25 protein-coding genes are annotated in these 25700 nt (G+C 55.4%); 12 read left to right on the top strand and 13 right to left on the bottom strand.

Annotated features, from left to right (window positions below):
* Positions 1-33 precede the first annotated feature (33 nt).
* The 12 genes from rimP to HMPREF3140_RS03635 all read left to right on the top strand — a co-directional run bounded on the left by rimP (position 34) and on the right by HMPREF3140_RS03635 (position 14496).
* Entirely contained in the window at positions 34-486 is a 453-nt protein-coding gene (gene rimP, locus HMPREF3140_RS03690) for a ribosome maturation factor RimP (protein WP_002918364.1), read from the top strand.
* 27 nt (positions 487-513) lie between these two features.
* The gene (gene nusA, locus HMPREF3140_RS03685; RefSeq protein WP_002918252.1) at positions 514-2001 is read left to right on the top strand and encodes a transcription termination factor NusA; all 1488 of its coding nucleotides are present in this window, start codon (positions 514-516) and stop codon (positions 1999-2001) included.
* 24 nt (positions 2002-2025) lie between these two features.
* Positions 2026-4716: a translation initiation factor IF-2 gene (gene infB, locus HMPREF3140_RS03680; RefSeq protein ID WP_002918250.1), complete on the top strand. Its 2691-nt coding sequence runs from the start codon at positions 2026-2028 to the stop codon at positions 4714-4716.
* Between the two features lie 102 nt (positions 4717-4818).
* Positions 4819-5220 carry a 30S ribosome-binding factor RbfA gene (gene rbfA / locus HMPREF3140_RS03675; protein WP_002918248.1) on the top strand — a complete coding sequence of 134 codons (402 nt, stop codon included), beginning with the start codon at positions 4819-4821 and terminating at the stop codon, positions 5218-5220.
* On the top strand, positions 5220-6164 hold the full coding sequence (truB, locus tag HMPREF3140_RS03670) for a tRNA pseudouridine(55) synthase TruB (RefSeq protein WP_004144892.1): 945 nt from the start codon (positions 5220-5222) through the stop codon (positions 6162-6164). The genes rbfA and truB overlap by 1 nt, the downstream gene beginning before the upstream one ends.
* A 148-nt stretch (positions 6165-6312) precedes the next feature.
* Positions 6313-6582 (top strand): 30S ribosomal protein S15, encoded by a 270-nt coding sequence (gene rpsO / locus HMPREF3140_RS03665; protein ID WP_002918244.1) that lies wholly within the window; start codon positions 6313-6315, stop codon positions 6580-6582.
* A 242-nt stretch (positions 6583-6824) separates the two neighbouring features.
* Positions 6825-8960, top strand: a complete 2136-nt coding sequence (gene pnp, locus HMPREF3140_RS03655; protein WP_004150944.1) for a polyribonucleotide nucleotidyltransferase — start codon at positions 6825-6827, stop codon at positions 8958-8960.
* A 108-nt stretch (positions 8961-9068) separates the two neighbouring features.
* Positions 9069-9953, top strand: coding sequence for a lipoprotein NlpI (gene nlpI, locus HMPREF3140_RS03650; protein ID WP_002918241.1), 885 nt, complete (start codon positions 9069-9071; stop codon positions 9951-9953).
* Between the two features lie 104 nt (positions 9954-10057).
* The gene (gene yrbN / locus HMPREF3140_RS28110) at positions 10058-10138 is read left to right on the top strand and encodes a protein YrbN (protein WP_085903200.1); all 81 of its coding nucleotides are present in this window, start codon (positions 10058-10060) and stop codon (positions 10136-10138) included.
* On the top strand, positions 10131-12062 hold the full coding sequence (deaD, locus tag HMPREF3140_RS03645) for an ATP-dependent RNA helicase DeaD (protein WP_004150943.1): 1932 nt from the start codon (positions 10131-10133) through the stop codon (positions 12060-12062). Before yrbN ends, deaD begins: the two co-directional genes overlap by 8 nt.
* 144 nt (positions 12063-12206) lie before the next feature.
* The gene (gene mtr / locus HMPREF3140_RS03640) at positions 12207-13451 is read left to right on the top strand and encodes a tryptophan permease (RefSeq protein ID WP_004185824.1); all 1245 of its coding nucleotides are present in this window, start codon (positions 12207-12209) and stop codon (positions 13449-13451) included.
* A 103-nt stretch (positions 13452-13554) separates the two neighbouring features.
* On the top strand, positions 13555-14496 hold the full coding sequence (locus HMPREF3140_RS03635; protein ID WP_020804359.1) for a LysR family transcriptional regulator: 942 nt from the start codon (positions 13555-13557) through the stop codon (positions 14494-14496).
* Here HMPREF3140_RS03635 and HMPREF3140_RS03630 read toward each other — a convergent pair.
* The 13 genes from HMPREF3140_RS03630 to HMPREF3140_RS03570 form a co-directional block, all read right to left on the bottom strand.
* Complete coding sequence (locus tag HMPREF3140_RS03630) at positions 14459-14890, bottom strand: HutP family protein (protein WP_004174155.1); 432 nt, start codon at positions 14888-14890, stop codon at positions 14459-14461. The two genes, HMPREF3140_RS03635 and HMPREF3140_RS03630, sit on opposite strands and share 38 nt — an antisense overlap.
* 44 nt (positions 14891-14934) lie before the next feature.
* Positions 14935-15705, bottom strand: a complete 771-nt coding sequence (madM, locus tag HMPREF3140_RS03625) for a malonate transporter subunit MadM (protein WP_020804360.1) — start codon at positions 15703-15705, stop codon at positions 14935-14937.
* A 19-nt stretch (positions 15706-15724) separates the two neighbouring features.
* The gene (gene madL / locus HMPREF3140_RS03620; RefSeq protein ID WP_004174157.1) at positions 15725-16105 is read right to left on the bottom strand and encodes a malonate transporter subunit MadL; all 381 of its coding nucleotides are present in this window, start codon (positions 16103-16105) and stop codon (positions 15725-15727) included.
* Positions 16106-16351: 246 nt separating this feature from the next.
* A complete protein-coding gene (locus tag HMPREF3140_RS03615; RefSeq protein ID WP_020804368.1) occupies positions 16352-16570 on the bottom strand; it encodes an acyl-CoA carboxylase biotin carboxyl carrier protein subunit in 219 nt (72 codons plus the stop codon).
* Position 16571: 1 nt separating this feature from the next.
* Complete coding sequence (gene mdcG / locus HMPREF3140_RS03610; RefSeq protein WP_004174159.1) at positions 16572-17276, bottom strand: malonate decarboxylase holo-[acyl-carrier-protein] synthase; 705 nt, start codon at positions 17274-17276, stop codon at positions 16572-16574.
* A complete protein-coding gene (locus tag HMPREF3140_RS03605; RefSeq protein WP_019725233.1) occupies positions 17273-18376 on the bottom strand; it encodes a hypothetical protein in 1104 nt (367 codons plus the stop codon). Before HMPREF3140_RS03605 ends, mdcG begins: the two co-directional genes overlap by 4 nt.
* Positions 18377-18392: 16 nt before the next feature.
* Entirely contained in the window at positions 18393-19274 is an 882-nt protein-coding gene (mdcE, locus tag HMPREF3140_RS03600; RefSeq protein WP_004174178.1) for a biotin-independent malonate decarboxylase subunit gamma, read from the bottom strand.
* Positions 19274-20203 (bottom strand): biotin-independent malonate decarboxylase subunit beta, encoded by a 930-nt coding sequence (locus HMPREF3140_RS03595; RefSeq protein WP_019725231.1) that lies wholly within the window; start codon positions 20201-20203, stop codon positions 19274-19276. Before HMPREF3140_RS03595 ends, mdcE begins: the two co-directional genes overlap by 1 nt.
* Entirely contained in the window at positions 20196-20528 is a 333-nt protein-coding gene (gene mdcC / locus HMPREF3140_RS03590) for a malonate decarboxylase acyl carrier protein (protein WP_004174180.1), read from the bottom strand. The genes HMPREF3140_RS03595 and mdcC overlap by 8 nt, the downstream gene beginning before the upstream one ends.
* Positions 20529-20539: 11 nt before the next feature.
* Positions 20540-22207 (bottom strand): malonate decarboxylase subunit alpha, encoded by a 1668-nt coding sequence (gene mdcA, locus HMPREF3140_RS03585; protein WP_032412467.1) that lies wholly within the window; start codon positions 22205-22207, stop codon positions 20540-20542.
* A 12-nt stretch (positions 22208-22219) separates the two neighbouring features.
* The gene (gene madB / locus HMPREF3140_RS03580) at positions 22220-23428 is read right to left on the bottom strand and encodes a Na+-transporting malonate decarboxylase, carboxybiotin decarboxylase subunit (RefSeq protein WP_032412464.1); all 1209 of its coding nucleotides are present in this window, start codon (positions 23426-23428) and stop codon (positions 22220-22222) included.
* A gap of 167 nt (positions 23429-23595) precedes the next feature.
* The gene (citG, locus tag HMPREF3140_RS03575; protein ID WP_004174187.1) at positions 23596-24474 is read right to left on the bottom strand and encodes a triphosphoribosyl-dephospho-CoA synthase CitG; all 879 of its coding nucleotides are present in this window, start codon (positions 24472-24474) and stop codon (positions 23596-23598) included.
* A gap of 203 nt (positions 24475-24677) precedes the next feature.
* Positions 24678-25685 carry a luciferase-like monooxygenase gene (locus tag HMPREF3140_RS03570; protein ID WP_002918234.1) on the bottom strand — a complete coding sequence of 336 codons (1008 nt, stop codon included), beginning with the start codon at positions 25683-25685 and terminating at the stop codon, positions 24678-24680.
* Between the last annotated feature and the right edge of the window lie 15 nt (positions 25686-25700).

Raw genomic sequence — 25700 nt, 5'->3', positions numbered from 1 at the left:
TATACGCCCTTTTTTTATGTCTTGGGGGTGGGTTTGTCCACATTAGAGCAAAAATTGACAGAGATGCTCACTGCGCCGGTTGAAGCGCTTGGCTTTGAGCTGGTCGGCATCGAATTTATTCGCGGTCGCACATCCACACTGCGCATCTATATTGATAGTGAAGATGGCATCAACGTTGATGATTGTGCTGATGTGAGCCACCAGGTAAGCGCCGTCATGGATGTCGAAGACCCGATCACTGTCGCTTACAACCTGGAAGTCTCTTCGCCTGGTCTTGACCGTCCGATGTTCACCGCCGAACACTATCAACGTTTCACCGGCGAAGAAGTTGCGCTGGTGCTGCGCATGGCGGTTCAGAACCGCCGCAAATGGCAGGGCATTATCAAAGCGGTAGACGGTGAGATGATCACGGTAACCGTCGAAGGCAAAGATGAAGTGTTCGCGCTGAGTAACATCCAGAAGGCGAACCTGGTTCCCCACTTTTAACAGTCTGGATTGAGGTGAAAGGCCCCGATGAACAAAGAAATTTTGGCTGTTGTTGAAGCCGTTTCCAACGAAAAAGCGCTGCCGCGTGAGAAAATTTTCGAAGCGCTGGAAAGCGCGCTGGCAACGGCCACCAAGAAAAAATACGAACAAGAGATCGACGTTCGCGTTGAAATCGACCGCAAGAGCGGCGATTTCGATACCTTCCGTCGTTGGCTGGTTGTAGAAGAAGTCACCCAGCCAACGCGCGAGATCACGCTGGAAGCAGCGCGTTTCGAAGATGAAAGCATGAACGTCGGCGACTATGTCGAAGATCAGATCGAATCTGTTACCTTCGACCGTATCACCACCCAGACCGCTAAGCAGGTTATCGTGCAGAAAGTCCGCGAAGCCGAGCGCGCGATGGTGGTTGATCAGTTCCGCGAGCACGAAGGTGAGATCATCACCGGCGTGGTGAAAAAAGTGAACCGCGACAATATCACACTGGATCTGGGTAACAACGCTGAAGCCGTGATCCTGCGTGAAGATATGCTGCCGCGTGAAAACTTCCGTCCGGGCGACCGCATTCGCGGCGTACTGTACGCTGTCCGTCCGGAAGCGCGTGGCGCCCAGCTGTTCGTCACCCGTTCCAAACCTGAGATGCTGATCGAACTGTTCCGCATCGAAGTGCCGGAAATCGGTGAAGAAGTGCTGGAGATCAAAGCGGCGGCTCGCGATCCGGGCTCTCGTGCCAAAATCGCGGTGAAAACCAACGACAAGCGCATCGACCCGGTTGGCGCTTGCGTCGGTATGCGCGGTGCGCGTGTGCAGGCCGTGTCGACTGAGCTGGGTGGTGAACGCATCGATATCGTTCTGTGGGATGATAACCCGGCGCAGTTCGTGATTAACGCTATGGCGCCGGCAGACGTCGCGTCCATCGTGGTGGATGAAGATAAACACACCATGGATATCGCGGTAGAAGCGGGCAACCTGGCGCAGGCGATCGGCCGTAACGGTCAGAACGTCCGCCTGGCTTCACAGCTCAGCGGCTGGGAACTCAACGTCATGACCGTTGACGATCTGCAGGCTAAGCACCAGGCGGAAGCGCATGCCGCTATCGATACCTTCACCAAATATCTTGATATTGATGAAGATTTCGCGACAGTGCTGGTTGAAGAAGGCTTCTCCTCGCTGGAAGAGCTGGCCTATGTGCCGATGAAAGAACTGCTGGAAATCGACGGTCTGGATGAAGCCACCGTTGAAGCACTTCGTGAGCGTGCGAAAAACGCACTGACTACGCTGGCGCTGGCTCAGGAAGAAAGCCTGGGAGATAACAAACCTGCCGATGATCTGTTGAATCTCGAAGGTCTGGATCGTGCCCTGGCATTCAAACTGGCTGCCCGTGGTGTTTGTACGCTGGAAGATCTCGCCGAGCAGGGCGTTGATGACCTGGCTGATATCGAAGGGATGACCGACGAGAAAGCTGGCGAGCTCATCATGGCCGCTCGCAACATTTGTTGGTTCGGCGACGAAGCGTAATAAACTGTAGCAGGAAGGAACAGCATGACAGATGTGACTATTAAAGCGCTGGCCTCAGAGATTCAGACCTCTGTGGATCGCCTGATACAGCAATTTGCTGACGCAGGCATCCGCAAATCGGCTGATGATTCTGTGACCTCGCAAGAGAAACAAACTTTGTTGACGCACCTGAACCGTGAACACGGCTCGGCGCCAGACAAGCTGACGTTACAGCGTAAGACGCGCAGTACGTTGAATATTCCAGGTACCGGTGGAAAGAGTAAATCGGTACAAATCGAAGTCCGCAAGAAACGCACCTTTGTGAAACGCGATCCGCAAGAGGCTGAACGCCTGGCCGCGGAAGAGCAGGCGCAGCGTGAAGCGGAAGAGCAGGCCCGTCGTGAAGCTGAAGAAGCAGCGAAACGCGAGGCGCAATTAAAAGCTGAACGTGAGGCCGCAGAACAAGCTAAACGTGAAGTCGCTGATAAAGCGAAACGTGAAGCTGCGGAAAAAGACAAAGTGAGCAATCAACATACCGACGAAATGACCAAAACCGCCCAGGCTGAAAAGATCCGTCGCGAGAACGAAGCCGCGGAATTGAAGCGCAAATCGGAAGAAGAAGCACGCCGCAAACTTGAAGAAGAAGCGCGCCGTGTAGCGGAAGAAGCACGCCGTATGGCTGAAGAAAACGAAAAAAATTGGTCTGAAACCTCAGACAGCCCGGAAGATAGCAGCGACTATCACGTCACCACATCACAGCATGCTCGTCAGGCTGAAGATGATAACGATCGTGAAGTCGAAGGCGGTCGCGGCCGTAGCCGTAGCAGCAAAGCGGCTCGTCCGGCGAAGAAAGGCAACAAACACGCTGAATCGAAAGCTGATCGTGAAGAAGCCCGCGCGGCAGTTCGCGGCGGTAAAGGCGGTAAGCACCGTAAAGGTTCCGCTCTGCAGCAGGGCTTCCAGAAGCCAGCGCAGGCCGTTAACCGTGACGTCGTAATCGGCGAAACCATCACCGTTGGCGAACTGGCTAACAAGATGGCGGTGAAAGGTTCTCAGGTCATCAAAGCGATGATGAAGCTGGGCGCCATGGCGACCATCAACCAGGTCATCGACCAGGAAACCGCACAGCTGGTTGCCGAAGAGATGGGCCACAAAGTTATCCTGCGTCGTGAAAACGAACTGGAAGAAGCCGTAATGAGCGACCGTGACACCGGCGCGGCGGCTGAACCGCGCGCACCGGTCGTGACCATTATGGGTCACGTTGACCACGGTAAAACCTCGCTGCTGGACTACATTCGTTCTACCAAGGTTGCCTCCGGCGAAGCGGGTGGTATTACCCAGCACATCGGTGCTTACCACGTCGAAACCGACAACGGCATGATCACCTTCCTGGATACCCCGGGCCACGCCGCGTTTACCTCCATGCGTGCTCGTGGCGCGCAGGCGACGGATATCGTGGTTCTGGTGGTGGCGGCAGACGACGGCGTGATGCCGCAGACTATCGAAGCTATCCAGCACGCTAAAGCGGCGCAGGTACCGGTGGTAGTGGCGGTGAACAAGATCGATAAGCCAGAAGCCGATCCGGATCGCGTGAAGAACGAACTCTCCCAGTACGGCATCCTGCCGGAAGAGTGGGGCGGCGAGAGCCAGTTCGTCCACGTTTCCGCGAAAGCGGGTACCGGCATCGACGACCTGCTGGACGCGATCCTGCTGCAGGCTGAAGTTCTTGAGCTGAAAGCGGTCCGCAACGGTATGGCGAGCGGCGCGGTCATCGAATCCTTCCTTGATAAAGGTCGTGGTCCGGTAGCTACCGTTCTGGTTCGCGAAGGTACTCTGCACAAGGGCGACATTGTTCTGTGCGGCTTCGAATATGGCCGTGTGCGCGCGATGCGTGACGAACTGGGTCGCGAAGTGCTGGAAGCGGGTCCGTCCATTCCGGTGGAAATCCTCGGCCTGTCCGGTGTGCCGGCTGCCGGTGATGAAGTGACCGTTGTGCGTGACGAGAAAAAAGCGCGTGAAGTGGCGCTGTATCGTCAGGGCAAATTCCGTGAAGTTAAGCTGGCGCGTCAGCAGAAATCTAAACTGGAAAACATGTTCGCTAACATGACCGAAGGCGAAGTTCACGAAGTGAACATCGTACTGAAGGCGGACGTACAGGGTTCTGTCGAAGCGATTTCCGATTCCTTACTGAAACTGTCTACCGACGAAGTGAAAGTGAAGATCATCGGTTCCGGCGTAGGTGGTATCACCGAAACCGACGCTACCCTGGCAGCAGCATCCAACGCGATTCTGGTTGGCTTCAACGTTCGTGCCGATGCCTCTGCGCGTAAAGTTATCGAAGCGGAAAGCCTGGATCTGCGTTACTACTCCGTCATCTATAACCTGATCGATGAAGTGAAAGCGGCGATGAGCGGCATGCTGTCTCCGGAACTGAAACAGCAGATCATCGGTCTGGCTGAAGTGCGTGATGTCTTCAAATCGCCGAAATTCGGCGCCATCGCGGGCTGTATGGTTACCGAAGGGACGATCAAACGTCACAACCCAATCCGCGTTCTGCGTGACAACGTGGTTATCTATGAAGGCGAGCTGGAATCCCTGCGCCGCTTCAAAGATGACGTTAACGAAGTCCGTAACGGCATGGAATGTGGTATCGGTGTGAAGAACTACAACGACGTTCGCGTTGGCGATATGATCGAAGTGTTCGAAATCATCGAAATCCAGCGTAGCATCGATTAATCATTTGATGGCTAAGCAGCCGGGGAAGCGAAGCGCCACCCGGCAATCATTTTAAAAAGGGGCTTTTGGCCCCTTTTTTGTCTTTATTCTGGAGAACTTATTATGGCGAAAGAATTTGGTCGCCCGCAGCGTGTGGCCCAGGAGATGCAAAAAGAGATTGCCATCATCCTGCAGCGTGAAATTAAAGATCCGCGTCTGGGCATGATGACCACCGTTTCCGGTGTGGAAATGTCCCGTGACCTGGCCTATGCCAAGGTGTATGTCACCTTCCTTAACGACAAAGATGAAGCCGCGGTGAAAGCGGGCATCAAAGCGCTGCAGGAAGCTTCTGGCTTTATCCGCTCTCTGCTGGGGAAAGCGATGCGTCTGCGCATCGTACCGGAACTGACTTTCTTCTACGACAACTCACTGGTGGAAGGGATGCGTATGTCCAACCTGGTCACCAGCGTGGTGAAACACGACGATGAGCGTCGTGTGAACCCGGACGACAGCAAGGAGGACTGATGAGTCGTCCTCGTCGTCGCGGCCGCGACGTGCATGGCGTATTGTTGCTGGACAAGCCTCAGGGCGCCTCCAGTAACGATGTGCTGCAGAAAGTAAAACGTATTTATAACGCCAACCGCGCCGGGCATACCGGCGCGCTGGATCCGCTGGCGACCGGTATGCTGCCGATCTGCCTTGGCGAAGCGACCAAGTTTTCCCAGTATCTGCTGGACTCCGATAAGCGTTACCGCGTGATCGCCAAACTTGGCCAGCGCACGGATACCTCCGATGCCGACGGTCAGGTGGTGGAAGAGCGCCCGCTGACTTTTAGCGACGAACAGCTGGCGGCGGCGCTGGACAGCTTTCGCGGCGAGACGCAGCAGGTGCCGTCGATGTATTCGGCGCTGAAATATCAGGGCAAGAAGCTATACGAATATGCTCGCCAGGGTATTGAAGTTCCGCGGGAAGCCCGGCCGATAACCGTTTATGAGCTGCTGTTTATTCGCCGCGAAGGCGATGAGCTGGAGCTGGAGATCCACTGCTCGAAAGGCACCTACATCCGGACGATTATCGATGATTTAGGTGAGAAGCTCGGCTGCGGCGCGCACGTGATTTTCCTGCGTCGCCTGGCGGTAAGCAAATACCCGGTCGAGCGGATGGTGACCCTCGAGCAGCTGCAGGCGCTGGTCGATGAGGCGGCGGCGCAGGATATTCCTGCCGCTCAGTTGCTTGATCCGCTGCTGATGCCGATGGACAGCCCGGCCTCGGATTACCCGTTGGTTAATATTCCAGAAACCTCCGCAGTCTACTTTAAGAACGGCAACCCGGTACGTCAGTCAGGCGCGCCGCTTAACGGGCTGGTGCGGGTGATGGAGAGCGAGTCCGGCAAGTTTCTCGGCATGGGCGAAATTGACGATGAAGGCCGCGTGGCCCCGCGTCGTCTGGTGGTGGAATACCCGGCGTAAGCGCTTTTCTTGCGATAAAAGCCTGCTACGAGTAGAATATCGCCGCTTAACGTCCGCTAACGTGTTTTAACATTTTCGGGCGTTGCATCAGGGGTCGCTGAATTAGAGATCGGCACCCTTTCTTTCTTTTAATTTTTGGAGTTATAAAATGTCTCTAAGCGTTGAAGCTAAAGCAAAAATCGTTTCTGAGTTTGGTCGTGGCGAAAACGACAGCGGTTCTACCGAAGTTCAGGTTGCACTGCTGACCGCACAGATCAACCACCTGCAGGGCCACTTTGCAGAGCACAAAAAAGATCACCACAGCCGTCGTGGTCTGCTGCGCATGGTTTCTCAGCGTCGTAAACTGCTCGACTACCTGAAACGTAAAGATGTTGCCCGTTACTCTGCGCTGATTGAGCGTCTGGGTCTGCGTCGCTAATTCTGCGAGTTTCAGAAAAAGGGGCCTGACGGCCCCTTTTTTCGACCGGGCGGCAGCAATTCATTCAAAACTCATGTATTGTTGCTAGTAATGATCTTCATGCAGAGGTTCGCGCGGCTAATGAGAGGCTTCATCCGCAGGGGCGGGTAAAGGTTGTCATTAGTCGCGAGGATGCAGAAGATCGGGTCAATAGACGCTATGTCGTGGATATGGCGTGATTTATAGATAAAAAGGATAGAATTTTGCTTAATCCGATCGTTCGTAAATTCCAGTACGGCCAGCATACCGTGACCCTGGAAACCGGCATGATGGCGCGCCAGGCAACGGCCGCTGTGATGGTTAGCATGGATGACACTGCGGTATTCGTTACCGTTGTGGGTCAGAAAAAAGCGAAGCCAGGCCAGGACTTTTTCCCGCTGACCGTTAACTACCAGGAGCGTACCTACGCTGCCGGTAAAATCCCGGGTGGTTTCTTCCGTCGTGAAGGCCGTCCAAGCGAAGGCGAAACCCTGATCGCGCGTCTGATTGACCGCCCGGTTCGCCCGCTGTTCCCGGAAGGCTTCGTTAACGAAGTTCAGGTTATCGCCACCGTCGTTTCCGTTAACCCGCAGGTTAACCCAGACATCGTCGCGATGATCGGTGCTTCCGCTGCGCTGTCGCTGTCTGGTATTCCGTTCAATGGCCCAATCGGCGCTGCGCGCGTGGGTTACATCAACGACCAGTACGTACTGAACCCAACCCAGGAAGAACTGAAGTCCAGCAAACTGGACCTGGTGGTTGCCGGTACCGAAGCGGCCGTGCTGATGGTGGAATCCGAAGCGGAACTGCTGAGCGAAGACCAGATGCTGGGCGCGGTGGTCTTCGGCCACGAGCAGCAGCAAATTGTTATTCAGAACATCAACGACCTGGTGAAAGAAGCCGGTAAACCGCGTTGGGACTGGCAGCCGGAAGCGGTCAACGAAGCGCTGAACGCGCGCGTGGCTGCGCTGGCTGAATCCCGTCTGAGCGATGCTTACCGTATCACCGACAAACAAGAGCGTTACGCTCAGGTTGACGTGATCAAATCTGAAACCATCGCCACGCTGGTTGCTGAAGATGAAACCCTGGACGCTAACGAGCTGGGTGAAATCCTGCATGCCATCGAGAAAAACGTGGTTCGTAGCCGCGTACTGGCCGGCGAGCCGCGTATCGATGGCCGTGAAAAAGATATGATCCGTGGTCTGGACGTTCGTACCGGCGTTCTGCCGCGTACTCACGGTTCCGCGCTGTTCACCCGTGGCGAAACGCAGGCGCTGGTTACCGCGACTCTGGGTACCGCACGTGATGCGCAGAACATCGACGAACTGATGGGCGAGCGCACCGACTCCTTCCTGTTCCACTACAACTTCCCTCCGTACTCCGTAGGCGAAACTGGCATGGTGGGGTCTCCGAAGCGTCGTGAAATCGGTCACGGTCGTCTGGCGAAGCGCGGCGTACTGGCCGTGATGCCGACTATTGAAGAATTCCCGTACACCGTGCGCGTGGTATCGGAAATCACCGAATCTAACGGTTCCTCTTCCATGGCTTCCGTCTGCGGCGCCTCTCTGGCGCTGATGGACGCCGGCGTGCCGGTAAAAGCCGCTGTGGCGGGTATCGCAATGGGTCTGGTGAAAGAAGGCGACAACTTCGTCGTGCTGTCTGACATCCTCGGTGACGAAGACCACCTCGGCGATATGGACTTCAAAGTTGCGGGTTCCCGCGACGGTATCTCTGCGCTGCAGATGGATATCAAAATTGAAGGTATCACCAAAGAAATCATGCAGGTTGCATTGAACCAGGCTAAAGGTGCGCGTCTGCACATCCTGGGCGTGATGGAGCAGGCGATTAACGCGCCGCGCGGCGATATCTCTGAATTCGCACCGCGTATCCACACCATCAAGATCAACCCGGACAAGATCAAAGACGTTATCGGTAAAGGCGGTTCTGTTATCCGTGCCCTGACCGAAGAGACCGGTACTACCATCGAGATCGAAGATGACGGTACCGTGAAGATCGCAGCGACCGACGGCGACAAAGCGCAGCATGCTATCCGTCGTATCGAAGAGATCACCGCTGAGATCGAAGTTGGCCGCATCTACAATGGTAAAGTGACCCGTATCGTTGACTTTGGCGCATTCGTTGCCATCGGCGGCGGTAAAGAAGGTCTGGTTCACATCTCGCAGATCGCTGACAAGCGCGTTGAGAAAGTGACTGACTACCTGCAGATGGGTCAGGAAGTACCGGTTAAGGTTCTGGAAGTTGACCGCCAGGGCCGTGTCCGTCTGAGCATTAAAGAAGCAACTGAACAGACTCCGTCTGCCGCAGCGCCGGAAGCTCCGGCTGCCGAGCAGGGCGAGTAAGGTTGCCGTTAGCCCTCCGCTTTTGCGGAGGGCGTTTTACGGGCAGGACGCCTCGTTTGCAGCCGGGGAACAGGACGTTCATCCAATCGTTGTCTTCGGGAGTGGGAAATGAAGCCTTTTTTGCGCTGGTGTTTCGTGGCGACAGCTCTCACGCTGGCAGGATGCAGTAGCACCGCTTGGCGTAAGGACGCCGTCCTCGCAGTACCATTGCAACCGACTTTACAGCAAGAAGTGATTCTGGCACGCATGGAACAAATTCTTGCCAGTCGGGCTTTATCCGATGACGAACGCGCACAGCTTTTATATGAGCGCGGAGTGTTGTATGATAGTCTCGGTCTGAGGGCACTTGCGCGAAATGATTTTTCACAAGCGCTGGCAATCCGACCCGATATGCCGGAAGTATTCAATTACTTAGGCATTTACTTAACGCAGGCAGGCAATTTTGATGCTGCCTATGAAGCGTTTGATTCTGTACTTGAGCTTGATCCAACTTACAACTACGCGCACTTGAACCGCGGTATCGCCCTGTATTACGGCGGCCGGGCTAAGTTAGCGCAAGATGATCTGCTGGCGTTTTATCAAGACGATCCCAATGATCCTTTCCGTAGCCTGTGGCTTTATATCGCCGAGCGTAAACTCGACGAGAAGCGGGCGCTTGAAGCACTCAGAGAGCGCTTAAACAAGTCGGATAAAGAGCAATGGGGATGGAACATTGTCGAGTTCTACCTTGGCGACATTAGCGAAAAAGAGCTGATGACTCGTCTGAAGGCAGACGCAACGGATAACACCTCGCTCGCTGAGCATCTCAGTGAAACCAACTTCTATTTAGGTAAGTACTACCTAAGTCTGGGGGACAAGGACAGCGCTACGGCACTGTTCAAACTGGCGGTCGCCAACAACGTACATAACTACGTTGAGCACCGATACGCATTGTTGGAATTATCGCTCTTGGGCCAGGAGCAAGATGACCTGGCAGAATCGGACCAGCAATAGCTGACGAACACATCAGCCCATAGTTTTTTGCTTGCCATCACCTTCGCGGGTGAGGGCGTTGTTGTTCGTTAATACACCTACTTTGAGCCGGTTCACACTTTTCAATGAAAATTACCGTAAATTTTCACGATGAGTTATGTAGACTGGCCGCCATTAATTTTGAGGCACACGTACTACATGGCTGAATTCGAAACCACTTTTGCAGATCTGGGCCTTAAGGCTCCTATCCTTGAAGCGCTCACCGATCTGGGTTACGAAAAACCATCTCCGATCCAGGCTGAGTGCATTCCGCATCTGCTGGACGGCCGCGACGTTCTGGGTATGGCCCAGACCGGTAGCGGTAAAACCGCAGCATTCTCTTTACCGCTGCTGAACAACATCGATCCTGAGCTGAGAGCACCGCAGATTCTGGTGCTGGCGCCGACCCGCGAGCTGGCGGTACAGGTTGCTGAAGCAATGACGGAATTCTCTAAACATATGCGCGGCGTGAACGTGGTTGCCCTGTACGGCGGCCAGCGTTATGACGTGCAGCTGCGCGCCCTGCGTCAGGGTCCGCAGATCGTCGTCGGTACCCCGGGTCGTCTGCTGGACCACCTGAAGCGCGGTACCCTGGACCTCTCCAAACTGAGCGGCCTGGTACTGGATGAAGCAGATGAAATGCTGCGCATGGGCTTTATCGAAGATGTAGAAACCATTATGGCGCAGATCCCGGAAGGGCATCAGACCGCGCTGTTCTCCGCCACCATGCCGGAAGCTATCCGTCGCATTACCCGTCGCTTTATGAAAGAGCCGCAGGAAGTGCGCATTCAGTCCAGCGTGACGACTCGCCCGGATATCAGCCAGAGCTACTGGACTGCCTACGGCATGCGTAAAAACGAAGCGCTGGTGCGTTTCCTGGAAGCGGAAGACTTTGATGCGGCGATTATTTTCGTCCGTACCAAAAACGCGACCCTGGAAGTAGCTGAAGCGCTGGAGCGTAATGGCTACAACAGCGCGGCGCTGAACGGCGACATGAACCAGGCGCTGCGTGAGCAGACTCTGGAACGCCTGAAAGATGGTCGTCTGGATATCCTGATTGCGACTGACGTTGCGGCCCGTGGCCTGGACGTTGAGCGTATCAGCCTGGTGGTGAACTACGACATCCCAATGGATTCTGAATCCTACGTTCACCGTATCGGCCGTACTGGTCGTGCCGGTCGTGCTGGCCGCGCGCTGCTGTTCGTTGAGAACCGCGAGCGTCGTCTGCTGCGCAACATCGAACGCACCATGAAGCTGACCATTCCTGAAGTGGAACTGCCTAACGCGGAGCTGCTGAGCAAGCGTCGTCTGGAAAAATTCGCCGCGAAAGTTCAGCAGCAGCTGGAAAGCAGCGATCTGGATCAGTACCGTGCACTGCTGGCGAAAATCCAGCCGACGGCGGAAGGTGAAGAGCTGGACGTGGAAACGCTGGCTGCTGCGCTGCTGAAGATGGCTCAGGGCGAACGTTCGCTGATCGTTCCGCCGGACGCGCCGATGCGTCCACGTCGTGAATTCCGCGATCGTGACGATCGTTTCGACCGTCGTGGCGACCGTAATGATCGCGGCCCGCGCGGCGATCGCGAAGATCGTCCGAAGCGTGAGCGTCGTGACGTGGGTGACATGGAGCTGTATCGCATTGAAGTGGGTCGCGATGACGGCGTTGAAGTGCGTCATATCGTTGGCGCGATCGCCAATGAAGGCGATATCAGCAGCCGTTACATCGGTAACATCAAGCTGTTCGCTTCTCACTCCACCATTGAGCTGCCGAAAGGGATGCCGGGCGAAGTGCTGCAGCACTTTACTCGTACCCGTATCCTGAACAAGCCGATGAACATGCAGCTGCTGGGCGATGCGCAGCCGCGCACCGAACGTCGTGGCGGCGGTGAGCGTCGCGAAGGCGGCCGTGGCTTTGGCGGCGAGCGTCGTGAAGGCGGCCGTGGCTTCGGTGGCGAACGTCGTGAAGGCGGTCGTGGTGAAGGACGTCGTTTCAGCGGCGAACGTCGTGAAGGCCGTGCGCCGCGTCGTGACGATGCATCCGCGCCGCGCCGCGATGACTCAGCCGGTCGCCGTCGCTTCGGTGGCGATGCGTAATCAACGCCGCCCGCTAGCGTAAACTAAATAATACAGCCCCGATCGTCATGATTGGGGCTTTTTTTATTTCCTTTGTACTCGTGTACTGGTACAGTGCGTCATGCTCAACGTGAGCGAAGTATTTTCGACTGGAGAATTCGGTAAATGGCGACACTAACCACTACGGCAACCCGTCCGTCTCTGTTTGGCGGCGTGGTGATTATCGGCGGCACGATTATCGGCGCGGGCATGTTCTCGCTGCCGGTGGTGATGTCCGGCGCGTGGTTTTTCTGGTCGCTGGCGGCGCTGGTCTTCACCTGGTTCTGCATGCTGCACTCCGGTTTGATGATCCTCGAGGCCAATCTTAACTACCGCATCGGCTCCAGCTTCGACACCATTACCAAAGACCTGCTCGGCAAGGGCTGGAACCTGGTGAACGGTGTATCAATCGCCTTTGTGCTCTATATCCTGACCTACGCCTATATTTCGGCGAGCGGTTCGATCCTCCACCACACCTTCAGTGAACTGTCGCTGAAGGTGCCGGCGCGCGCGGCGGGCTTCGGCTTTGCGCTGCTGGTGGCGTTTATCGTCTGGATGAGCACCAAAGCGGTGAGCCGCATGACGGCTATCGTACTGGGCGCTAAGGTGATCACCTTCTTCCTGACCTTCGGTAGCCTGCTCGGGCACGTCGAGCCGACGACGCTATTTAACGTTGCGGAGAAGAATGCCTCCTATGCGCCATACCTGCTGATGACGCTCCCGTTCTGCCTGGCCTCGTTTGGCTATCACGGCAACGTGCCGAGCCTGATGAAATACTACGGAAAAGATCCGCGCACCATCATTCGCTGCTTAACCTACGGTACGCTGCTGGCGCTGGGTCTGTATGTCGTTTGGCTGCTGGTGACGATGGGTAACATCCCTCGTCCGCAGTTTATCGACATCGCGCAGAAGGGCGGCAACATTGATGTGCTGGTGCAGGCGTTGAGCGGCGTGCTGAATAGTCGGAGCCTGGATCTGCTGCTGGTGGTGTTCTCGAACTTTGCCGTCGCCAGTTCATTCCTCGGCGTGACGCTGGGGCTGTTCGACTACCTGGCGGATCTGTTTGGCTTTGACGATAGCGCGATGGGACGCTTTAAAACCGCGCTGCTGACCTTTATCCCGCCGATGATTGGCGGGCTGGTCAAACCCGATGGTTTCCTCTACGCCATCGGCTATGCTGGCCTGGCGGCGACGATCTGGGCGGCGATTGTACCGGCGCTGCTGGCTCGCGCCTCACGCAAACGCTTCGGCAGCCCACAGTTCCGCGTCTGGGGCGGAACGCCAATGATTGTGCTGATCCTGCTCTTTGGCCTCGGCAATGCGGTTGTACATATCCTGTCGAGCGTCAATCTGCTGCCGGTTTATCAGTAAGTTTTATTTTATCTGAGCCAGAATTACCGATCTGGCTCAATATATATATGCATACATTCTCTTATTATCAGATAAAGGTTATTTTAAATAAGGGAATGTTTATATGCCTGAGCAGGACATAACTTTGCGCAAACTGGAGATTTTTCTGGGATATATGGATACCATGAATATTTCTAAGACGGCAGAAATCATGCATATTTCTCCGGTTAGCGTACATCGTGCCTTGCATTCTTTGGAGGATAATTTACGCTGCGATCTTTTCACACACAATGGCCGGAATTTACATCCCCTCCCCGGCGCATGGGTAATGCAAAAGCAGGCCCGCGAGGTGATCAATGCAATGGAACGCTGTATTTATCTGACGCGTGAGGCTTCAGGATACCATTCTCCTGCATTACGCTTAGGCCTACTCTATTCACTAGTATTAAAAACGGCACCGCAGATAGTACAGGGATTGAAGAAGCGGCGCCCTGAGCTTTCAATTGAGTTTATCATGAACTCTAATAAGAAATTATTAGAAGCGCTAAATGAAGGCAATATCGATGCGGCATTAATCTCTACGCCCGATGAGTATAATTCAAATTTATTTGAAACCTGGACGATATTTTCGGATTCGATTTATTTAGCGGTTCCTGTACAGGATGCGGATACGCTACAAACCCCCGTTGATCTCTCTCGTTTACAGAGTAAAAAATTTATTGCCTTGAGTGAAGGGTTCGCAACCTGGAGAGGTTTTCAGCAGGCCTTCCGTATCGCTGGCTTTGAGCCGGATATTGCGGTTCGGGTACACGATATTTTTTCGTTAATGAGCATGGTTAATGCTGGAGTGGGGTACACTCTCATACCCGGACGCATGCGCGGGCTTTTTCGGAGTGGGATACGCCTGCTACCTTTGCAGGAAGCCTATCGCATGGAACAAGAAATTTCGCTCGTTTTTCCCCGTAGTCAGGAAAATCATCCTGGACTGCTATCTCTTCTCGCAGAATGCCGTATGTATGCCAGGCAGCTTATGCGGGAGGATAACGATGTAGACAAAGTCCCATGATTTCCTGAGTAATCCGCTGATAAACCTGAGCTTCGCCGTACATGGCGACGGCGAGCCATCGGGAGGTACTAACTAAGGCGATTTTCAGACGGATATGATCGCCGGTGATGGTGTTGGTTAACGCGTGGGTCAGAGCCTGGCGGCTAAGTGAGCATAAGGTGAAAATGGCCGACTCCTGCCTAGTGATGATCTGATTCTTCAACGCACATCCGATGACGCAGCGCTGCAGCTTGTTTCGCAGTTCGTCAGAGGTGCCGCTGATAAACGCAAAGCCGATTCGGTGTTCGGGTTTATCACCCAGTAGCTTTTGCCGGAAAACCTCCTCTTCCTCCTGGGTGCACAGTGAGGCCTGTATCGCGATTTGCCCGGGCTTCATACGTTGAAATGAATACATAAGTCTCCCTGGCGCCTGTTGCATAAAACAACAGGCGCATGCGGTTAAAAGAACGGGGCTAAAGAGATATAGAGCGCAGACGGCGCCAACAGGCAGCCCAGGCCGGTATAGAAGGTGGCTGTCATTGCGCCATAAGGTACAAGTTTCGGGTCAGTCGCCGCCAGCCCTGCCGCCACGCCGCTAGTAGATCCCATCAGCCCGCCATATACAATGGCTGCAGCGGGAGAGTTCAGTCCGGCGGCTTTCGCCACCAGCGGCGTGACAATCATGATGGCGATAGATTTAATCACCCCGGCAGCGATACTGAGCGCGATAACATCGGAACTTGCGCCAAGCGCCGCACCGGTAACCGGGCCGACGATAAAGGTCACCGCGCCGCCGCCGATAGTCGCCATGCTGACCGCATCGGTATAGCCGAAGGCCCAGGCGACAATCGCTCCCAGGTAAAAGGAGAGCACGGTGGAGACGACCAGCGCCAGCGCGCCCGCGAGGCCCGCTTTTTTCAGCTCGTCAAGCTTCACGCCAAAGGCGGTGGCGATAATGGCAAAATCACGGAACATGCCGCCGCCCATCAGCGCAATACCGCTAAAAAGCGTGATGTCGGAAAGCCCTTTTTTGCCGCCGGTGAGTTCGCCGCCGAGCCAGGCCAGCAGCAGGCCTGCGGCAATGGCGATCGCCGAACTGTGAATTTTACCGCGAAAGACGTGGGTCGAGATCCAAGCCGCGACCCAGCAGACAATGCCAACCACCACAAAAGCGGTGATCAGGGCATTGCTGGTGAAGTTACTGGTAAGAATCTTTGTAAGTTGTTCCATTCTTTATGCTCTCCACCGGTTAGTCTGCTGAACGTGTCATCGTGCTTTTGCTGCCGATTTTGCTCAGTGGTTTAATCAGCAGAAAACCAATCACGACTGCGCCAAGGCCTGCAATAAGCGCCACCGGGCCTCCTTTGAGCGCGGCCACAACGTTCTGGTTCGCGGACATGGCGACAACAATAGGGATATACATCGCATTCCAGAATCCAACCCCCTGTTCGGCGGGTTTAGACAACAGCCCCTTTTCCGTCAACTTCTGGGAAATAACGACTAAAAACAGCATGGCAAAGCCGACGCCGCCGATATTGGCGGAAATTCCAAGCAGCAAACCCAAAAGATCGCCGACAATTAACCCGGCGAACATGCACAATCCCATTAACATCAATCCGTAAATAATCATGATGTTTCTCTTTCTATAACCACACTAAAAGCATAAGAGACTACCCGAACCGGGAAATGACAATAAAGTAAGACAAGGGCTTTTAGCACAGTATGTTTTTATGATGCGGACAGTCAACAGTAAATTTATTCGTACACACCCTGCCTGTCATATCAGCGAAATGTTTATCGCTGATATGACTGAGGCATAATGGTTATATCACAAAGGAATTCCGCACTATTTATTTAGTATTAAAAACGTGACGTTCTACTCAGCGGCAATTTCGAATAAGACCATGCCTGGGTTTACGCGATCGCCTGCGTTCACCTCCAATGACTTTAATACGCCAGCCTCCGGTGAGGCGACAGGCATTTTCATTTTCATGGCTTCAAGAATAACAATCGGCTGGCCTTTTTCAATTTTGTCGCCTACGGCGGCTTTAACTTCATCGACCACACCCGGTACTTTTGATTTAACTTCAGACATATTAATTTCCTTTAATATATATCATTGAAAGATGTTTTATTAACCCGTCGACGTCTTGTCGCGTCATTAATTCGACATCGGTCTCACCTTTAGCCAGCAGGGTCAGACTCCTGCTAAACCACTCTTTGATATTGATAGAAAAACCGTTTGGTAAATTAATTTCTCCATCAATACGTACTGAATATTGCTGGGCAATATCTGTCAGAACAGAGTAACAATCGCTTAACGCCATTTCGTGCCAGGGCGTTATGCGAATATCTAAATCGGAGCGACTGTCCGTCCATAGCCAGGGCGTCGTCATCTCCAGCGCCACCGACCCCCACACGCCAAGCCCGGTTTCCGGCCCACGCCACGCCTGACGCAGGGCGCTAAAGGCGCGTATCGCGCTGGTACGGTTGACGGCAGGCAGGATGGCCGTTTGTTCCGGTGTTGACACGCGCGTGACGGCCTGTAATGAAGCAACCGTCGCCAGCCGTAGACGCTGCCCTTGCCAGCGCTGCGGAAAGCAAAAGCCCAGGGAAATACTCGCTTCATCACGGATGCCCCTGCGCACGATGCCGGGGAGATATCCGGAAAGCAGATAGTCCCGCAACTCTTCCCGCAATGAGGCGGGTAGGGCACTAAACGCGCCGTTCAACTGCCTCGCAATCAGCCGCAGTTCAGCGCTCTCCAGCCAGCACAAAGTATGGCGTTGCAGGGCGCTCATCGCTGTTTGCTCCATGCCGGATCGTTTTTCGCTTGTTGCTGTAAATCCCGCTGTGCTGCAAGCAGGGCGTCAAACTGCGAGGTGGCCTGCGGACCGATAATATCTACCGGCGCGGCTTTTGCCGCTTCCTCCCCTGGAACAGTAACGGGGTAGAGGCGGATATGGGTGGCGCTGGCTTGGGTTTGTAGCTGCGTACTGACCCGGCAAACTCGCCCCTTGATACGTAAAATCGTCCGTGCCGTCCGCTCCACAATTTCCCGGTGATGGGCGGTAGTCGCCATCACCACCATGTCATATTCCGGCGTGGTGCGCCGACGCTTCCAGGTCTGGATTTTGCCCTGCAAATTACACAGGTGGCCGTTCGTTGCCACGGGAAAGCTGTCGCCGGTTGGCAGGCCGCCGACGATAACTTCCCGCCAGTCACCGCCCTGCGGCGCGGCGACCAGCGAGATATCTTCCCGCAGCGGAAGGCCGTCCAGGATCAGCCAACCGAACTCCTGGCAACCGTAGACATCATGCAGCCCATATCCCAGTGAAGCGCAAAGCGGAACCAGCGCTTCATCAAGGGGGGTGCCTGCGGTAATCAGCATCAGCGTTTTTGGTAAATACGCCTGCAGGTTCATCTTTAGCGCCTGTTCCAGCGTGGCGCGTAAAAATGAGGACTCTCCCACCACCACATCCGGCTGCTGGCGACACAGGGCAATGAGCAGCGCGTCCCGGCATGAGCGGGATAAAAACGACCAGTGCAGACCACTCTCATCCAGCGCCTGACGCGTGAACACATTCACCAGCGGCGCGTAGGTCACCACCATATGCTGCCCAGCGGTTACGCCGCATTCCGCCAGCACACGCTTACCCGCCGCGGAACGCAACAGCAGTTCGTTCTGCGTTACGCCGACGATGTTCTGAAATGCGCTACTGCCGGTGGTAAAGGTAACCAGCGCAAGATTTAACGGCGTGTGAATCTCCTCGATAACGTGAGCCGCCGTGGGGCCAGCGATACCTTTATCGCTAAGCGTACGGCGCGGCATTTCCGCTAACGTGGGGATACCCTGCTGGGCGTCAACCAGCCATTCGAGCATTGCAATGGGATCGTTCATCGCGCGCACTCCTGAATCAGGCCGGCAAGTAACGCGCCGCGACCGCCCGATACTCCTCGCGCATCTGCGCCAGAATCACATTGCGCATTTTTCTGCCGCCGCGATCTTCGCCTGCGCTCCCACGCCCCTGCGGGCCTGTCGACGTCACGCCAGCCGCTTGTTTCTGTTGGCGCACCTCTGCGATATGGCGAACGATCGCCTCTTTCATCTCCGGGATCGCCTTGATCAGTTCTTCCACCCCGCCCAGTTGCCAGAAGAACTCCGGTCCGGCCGCGAAGACCGGATTAGTGCGGGAAAGCTCGCTCAGACGCTCCACGTCCTGGCGGGTAATGCGCGCGATGCTGCTCAGCGGCATTACGTGGATCATGGTGCCAAATTCCGATGTCAGGCTCAGGATATGGTCGGCTTGCAAACCGTGGCAGAGGAACGCGCCGCTAATGGCGCGGCCGATGACCATCGCGATAATCGGATGCCCGGCATGGCGCGCCTCAGCCAGCGCCAGCTGATAGGCACCGGTCGCTTTATTCATACCAATTATCTCTTCCAGTTTGCCCGGTCCGTTGCCGGGAGTGTCAACAATCAGCACCAGCGGACGTTTCTCGCCGACGGGCTTGTCTTTATCCATCGCCAGCGTGCGATACACCGCCAGCGCCATTTTATATCCCTCTTCCAGCCCGATAACTCCGGCGTACACCACCGGAAAACGCGGGTTAAAGGTCATGGCGTCGTTAGCAATAACGGTGCAGATTTCACCGTTAATGCGGGCGCTGCCGACGACGGCTCCCGGTCCATAATCTTCATAAGGCAGCTTGAGATCCGCCAACGCGTTCTCTTCGAAGCTATTTTCGTCAACAAGCAGATCGATAGCGGCGCGGCCCTGGCCGAGTAAATTTTCCATTATGCTTCCTCCACCGGCAGGCGTTTAACGTTGCTCAGGAACGTCTCGAGATCCATATCCACCAGCGACTGGGGCGCGGTATTGCCTGCCATAGCCCAGACATCCCGTGCATCTGATGGCTCTGACTCGCTGATTTTTTTCGTGAGCGCCATCTGGGCGCGTACTTTCGCTTCGCTGCCGATGCGGCGCATGGCTTCAATCTGCGGCCAGGGCAGGTCGGCAATCAGCGCGGCCTGCTGGTGGAAAGCCGTTAGCGAGTCGGCAATCAGGTAGTTACAGTCTCCGACGATGTACTTATGCTTACCGCCGGTGGTGCGGAACACCAGCGCGCGGTCCGAGGCGTCAAACTCGCTGCGGCCCATCTCCTGTTCGATGACCTCCGGCCCGGTCAGCCCCAGGCGGCCCGATTCACTCATCACGATGATGTCGGTGGCGGCGGCGACAAAACCCATCCCGCCAAAGCAGCCGATCTTGCTGCCGATCATCGCCACGACCGGGACGCGACCGCGCAGGGTTTGCAGCATGTCCATACACTCGGCGTGGGCCAGTAGCCCGGCGTTAGCCTCATGCAGGCGCACGCCGCCGGTTTCAAAGGAGATGAGAACGATCGGGCGGCGGGCCGGGTCGGTGGTCTGCGCCGCCAGTTCGTCCGCCAGCATCAGCGCGCCGACCATTTTTGCGCCGCCCACCTCGCCCACCGCACCGCCGATAAAGCGTCCTTCCTGGGAGATGACAATGGCCGGGTGCTGGCCGAGCAGGCCGATGCCGGTAACGATGCCGTCGTCAAACTCCACCGCTTCATTCAGCACGGGCAGGTGCGGGCTGGTTCGTTTGTCCGCCGGGCCGATCAGTTCAGTAAAGGTGCCTTTATCCACCAGCGAGCTGGCGCGAACGCGGGCGCTGGCTTCCAGAAAACGCAGATCATTCATGATGGGTTTCTCCCGGCATAGCCTGCTGTAACGCTTGCTGAATTCTTAACGCGACGACCGCAGGCGTGGCGTTGTTGTCATTGATGCTGACCTGCATGTTGCCCAGGGGGCCGCTGTCCAGAAATCGTTTCAGTACGATTTCCCAGATATGATCGAAACCGGTCACCGGCGTGCAGATGCTGACTTCAATCCCGCCCGCCAGCGCTTTCGGCTCCAGCAGGATCTCCAGATCGCCGGAGCCAACAACGCCGCAGTGCACGGTTTGCTGCAGAGATGCTCTTTCGTGGGTGCCGCTGAAATGATGTGATATTTGATGTAGAGCCATGTCCTTTTCCCCTACCAGTTACGGAATCGAGTGGGCGGGTTATAGAGTCCGCCAGACCAGTCAACCAGATCGCGAATGCTTTTCGCCGCCAGCATCTGACGGTTGGCACGGCGACGGTCAATGCCTAAATCTTCCGGCGTTTTGACAATGCCTGCCTCCCGCAGCTGTGCGGTCTGTTCCGGATCGGCGGCAAGGCCAATTCCGGTGTAGCCCGCCACGGCGCGAATGGCCGCCATGCGCTGTTCCAGCCCTTCGCAGCGGTGCAGATAGGCGATGCCCTCTTCGGTCAGTACGTGGGTGACGTCATCGGCGTAGACCATCACCGGCGGCAGGGCGAGGTTGGCTTTTTCCGCCAGTTCCCAGGCGTCCAGCTTGTCGACGAAAGCGGGCTGGCGCTTCTCGCGGAAGGTTTCCTGCATCTGCACCACCAGACGTTTGCCGCGCGGCATATCGCCAATTAGCTGCTTTTGGGTGGCGTTAAACTCTTCGCCGCATTTCAGCCAGGATTGCGTTGCATGACGGCGGCCTTTGGCGTCGCAGCCCATATTCGGCGCGCCGCCAAAGCCCGAAACGCGGCTGGCGGTGGCGGTGCTACTGTTTCCGTACTTATCGATCTGCAAAGTGCCGCCGATAAACATGTCCAGCGCGTAGTGACCCGCAGCCTGGGCGAAGGCGCGGTTGGAGCGTAGCGTGCCGTCCTGGCCGATATAAAAGATATCCGGGCGTTCGGCGACATATTTTTCCATGCCCAGTTCGCCGCCGAAGCAGTGCACCGACTGGATCCAGCCGCTTTCGATCGCCGGGATCAGCGTTGGATGCGGGTTGAGTACCATATGGGTACAGACTTTGCCTTTCAGCCCAAGCTCGTCGCCGTAGGTGGGTAGCAGTAGCTCAATGGCGGCAGTGAAGAAGCCAATACCGTGGTTAATGCGCTCAACGCCGTATTCGGCATAGATACCTTTCAGCGCCATCATTGCCATCAGCACATGGGTGTCAGTAATAAGTCCCGGATCGCGGGTAAACAGCGGCTCGACATAGAACGGACGCGGCGCTTCAATCACCGCATTTACCCAGTCGCCGGGGATATCCACGCGCGGCACTTTATCGACAATCTTGTTGACCTGCGCGATCACAATTCCCTGGCGGAAGTGGGTGGCTTCGGTAATAACAGGAGTATCTTCGGTGTTAAAGCCGGTGTAGAGATTGCCGTCTTTATCCGCTTCAAAGGCGGTGATTAGCGACACGCGCGGCGTGAGGTCGACAAAGTAGCGGCTGAACAGCTCCAGATAGGTGTGGATGGCCCCGAGCTTGATCTTACCGTCCTGGATCAGCTTCGCCAGACGTCCATCCTGCGGCCCGGCATAGGCGAAATCGAGCTTTTCAGCGATGCCCTTTTCAAACAAATCCAGATGGATGGACAACGGTACGGATGACTGCACCATATGCAGGCCGGAGATCTTTTGCGGATCAAGCTGGCACAGGCATTCGGAGAGAAAATCCGCCTGTTTCTGGTTATTACCCTCGATATTGACGCGATCGAAGCTTCGAATAACGGCTTCCAGCGCGGCGACAGTATCTTTGGCGTCGATAATTTTGCCGTCACGAAAATACGGGGCCAGCTGATTCAGGCGCTGCGCCGTATCGTCCTTGAGTTGATGCCAGTTGTGCTCTTTTAGCATGGGTTGACTCCATTAATTCAGCAGGAATAGCGTGGAGATAAAGATCCGGGTGGCGATAGCCGAGACGATCAGACCGCTCACGCCCGCACCCATCGCTAGCGGCAGGATGATGGCGTAGGGGTTCTCATGGTTAACCTCTTTCTGCGCGATTTTTGCCGTCGTCGGCAGGCAGGAGACGCCCGCAATACCGATAGCCGGGTTATAACGCCCCTTCGAGATAAACCAGATAAACCAGCCGCCCAGCAGAGCGCCGACGGCGGAAATGGCCAGCGCGCCGATACCAAGGATCAGGATGATGGCAACTTTCGGGTCGAGAATAGTTTGCGCTTCACACAGCGTGCCCAGTAGCAGGCCGAGAAACAGCGTTGCGGTATAGGTCAGCGTGGATTCCAGTAATTTCTGAAACGGTTCGATCTCCGCCTCTTTAATAGCGATGCCGAGGAAGAACGAGAGGATCAGCGGCGCGGCGACCGGCAGCAGCAGGCACAACAGCAGGCAGGCGCAGACGGTAAAGATGAATTTCGCTTTCTTCGATACGGTGGGGTAGTCAATTTCAACTTCCATGCCACGGTATTTTTTCGGCACCAGCAGACGCACCAGGTACGGATAACCGGCATATGTCAGGCTCAGGTAGAGATAAGCGATAATGGCGATGGGGACGAACAGGTTCGGTGCCAGGATAAGGGAGGCAAAGAGCACCATCGGCCCATCTGCGCCGCCGATAGTGGCAATCGACGCGGCTTCGTTGGCGGGCAGGCCGAATACTTCAATACCCAGCAGCAGCGCGGCGAAGGTTCCCGCCTCGGCGAACAGAGCGACAACAATACTGGCCCAGGGGCGGAGCAAAATAAAGCTGATGTCGCTCATTGCGCCAATGCCGAAGAAAACGATACAGGCGATGAGGCCATTGCTAAAGGTGAAATTATAGACCGGCTGCAGGAAGTTTACCTGCATTAGGTTTACCAGCTCGTTAGGTTCGCTGACCATCGGGTCGAGAATTAAGGTCCCGGTTTGTCCGCCTGCCAGAAACAGTACCCCGGCGTTAACTGCAATCATACCAAGGCCCATCGGCACCATAATTAACGGTTCAAGCTTCCGACGGAATCCCATCCAGGCCAATATAAAGCCGAGAACAATTAACAGAAAACGTGCAATGGCTATTTTCGGGTCTTCAATAAAAAAAGTGCCAATGCCCGAAAAGAGCTTAACAAAGATATCCATAACTATATTCCTGATGGCAAAAGTAAAGTTCGCAAATTAATCGTCGGTGATATTTAACTTATTCATCATCTTGTTGACGCCAACGATGATGCCGACAACCGCAAATGAAATTACAATCGTTAAGCCATACGTTAATAAAGTATAAAAATAGATGTTCATATTCTTCCTTATGTCATATCTCCTTGCGGCTGGCGGCAAAGAAAATACATCGCCAGACACAGCGCTAATAAATCGGCCGAACCGCCTGGGCTGACCCACTTATCCATGCACCATGAATTAAAATCAGCCAGTTGCTGCTCGATCGCAGGGTTAAACATTCCGCCCTGCGTCACAAGACGCCGGGCATACTGCTTCATTTCCGCCAGCGCCTGCTGGCCGCCGCGAAACAGCACGGTAGTGTCATCGCAATGGGCCATTAAGGTGAGCAACGTATGAATAAGCGCTTCCCGCCAGGCCAGCCCGTTGTCCAGCGCCTGATGCAGCGCGGGTAAGCCAATCTGGCAAACTAGTGGGAAACCTTGCTCTGCCTCTCCGCGCACGCCGGTAATGCCGAATCCGACATACAATTTCTCACCGTGGGTTTGCGCCGGGCGTTCGGCCAGGGCGGCAAAATCCCTACGGCAGAGATCGCGGCAGAGTTCAGCGACGCACTGGCTTAAGGCGTTATATGAGAGGGTTTCTCCGCGCCCGGAAAGCCATCCTGCCGCTGTCGCCAGAACCGTGCCGGAAAAAAGAATGCCGCGCTGGGTATTAACCTGCTGTGTTGCCCGCAGCAGCGTATTTTCATAATGAATGCCAATGGCACGTATTTTTGTAAAGAGTTCCCACGGCGATCCTTGATGATTTTCCCCTGCATGGGCGCAGGCGCTAAAACAGGGGGCAATAGCCGATGAACTGGTAATAAATAACCAGATATCCATATCTTTATGCGCCCCTTGTGAATGAGGTGTAACAAGGCCAGGTTTAGGCCAGGCGGATACCTCCATTAACAGCGCTTTTAATAAGCACTCGCCGATCCACATAGCACGGGCAGTTGGTTGGCTCATGAGTATTCTCTTTTACCAGACTCAGGGTTGAAAAATAAAACAGAGGAAAACTAACACCGTTGAAAGAGGGGGGCAATTACGCCAGAGGTAATGTAATTACGCTCAACGTAATAAGGCGGGGATTATGTGAAAATATGAATGAAGACGATCACAAAATGGTTTAGCGGAGGAAAAGAAATGCGGCAAAAATGCCGCATAGCTCACTACCCCAACAGCTCCTCTTTCACCTGCATCGCTAAATCGAAAGAATGCAGACGCGCCTGGTGGTCGAAGATCTGGCCATTGACCATGATTTCGTCCGCCTCGGTTTCACGCAGAATCGACTCTAGCCCATGGCGGACTTTAGTTTTATCGCCGACCAGCGACATGCTCAGTGCCTGCTGCACACCATACTGCTCGGACGCTGACCACAGCTGATGCATATTTTCCACCGGCGGCGGCAACTGCCCGGTCTCGCCGCGACGCAGCTTCACAAACGCCTGTTGCATGGAGGTGAAGAGAAACTCCGCATCGCGGTTGCTGTCGGCGGCGATGATATTGATACACACCATCGCGTACGGTTTTTCCAGCCGCGCCGAAGGTTTGAAATTGCTGCGATACAGATGTAGGGCCTGGAACAACATATCCGGCGCGAAGTGCGAGGCGAAGGCAAACGGCAGGCCGAGCTGCGCCGCCAGTTGCGCGCTATAGAGGCTTGAGCCCAGCAGCCATACTGGAATGCGCTCCCCGTAGCCGGGAACCGGGCGCACGTGCGGGTTCGGATCGCGGGCGTCAAACCAGTCCACCAGTTCCGCTACATCGCGCGGGAAATTATCGACATCGCCGCTCATATGGCGACGCAGGGCGCGCATGGTCGGCTGATCGCTGCCCGGCGCGCGGCCAAGGCCGAGGTCGATCCGCCCGGGGTAAAGGGTGTTCAGGGTGCCGAACTGCTCAGCTATCACCAGTGGAGAGTGGTTAGGCAGCATCACGCCGCCGGACCCGAGATGCAGGGTGGTGGTGTTGGCGGCGAGATAGCCAATCAGCACCGAGGTCGCTGCGCTGGCAATGCCGACCATATTATGGTGCTCCGCCAGCCAGTAGCGATGATAGCCGCGCGATTCGGCCAGCCGGGCGAGATCCAGAGAGTGGGTAAAGGCTTCTTTGGCAGAAGATCCTTGCGGGATCGGCGCCAGATCGAGCACCGAGAATGGAACAGATTTGTCAGTCATAAAGGCTCACTTTGC

It is taken from the genome of Klebsiella sp. HMSC16A12 (assembly GCF_001808265.1).
Lineage (GTDB): Bacteria > Pseudomonadota > Gammaproteobacteria > Enterobacterales > Enterobacteriaceae > Klebsiella > Klebsiella pneumoniae.
This window is presented reverse-complemented; position numbering and strand designations above follow the sequence as displayed.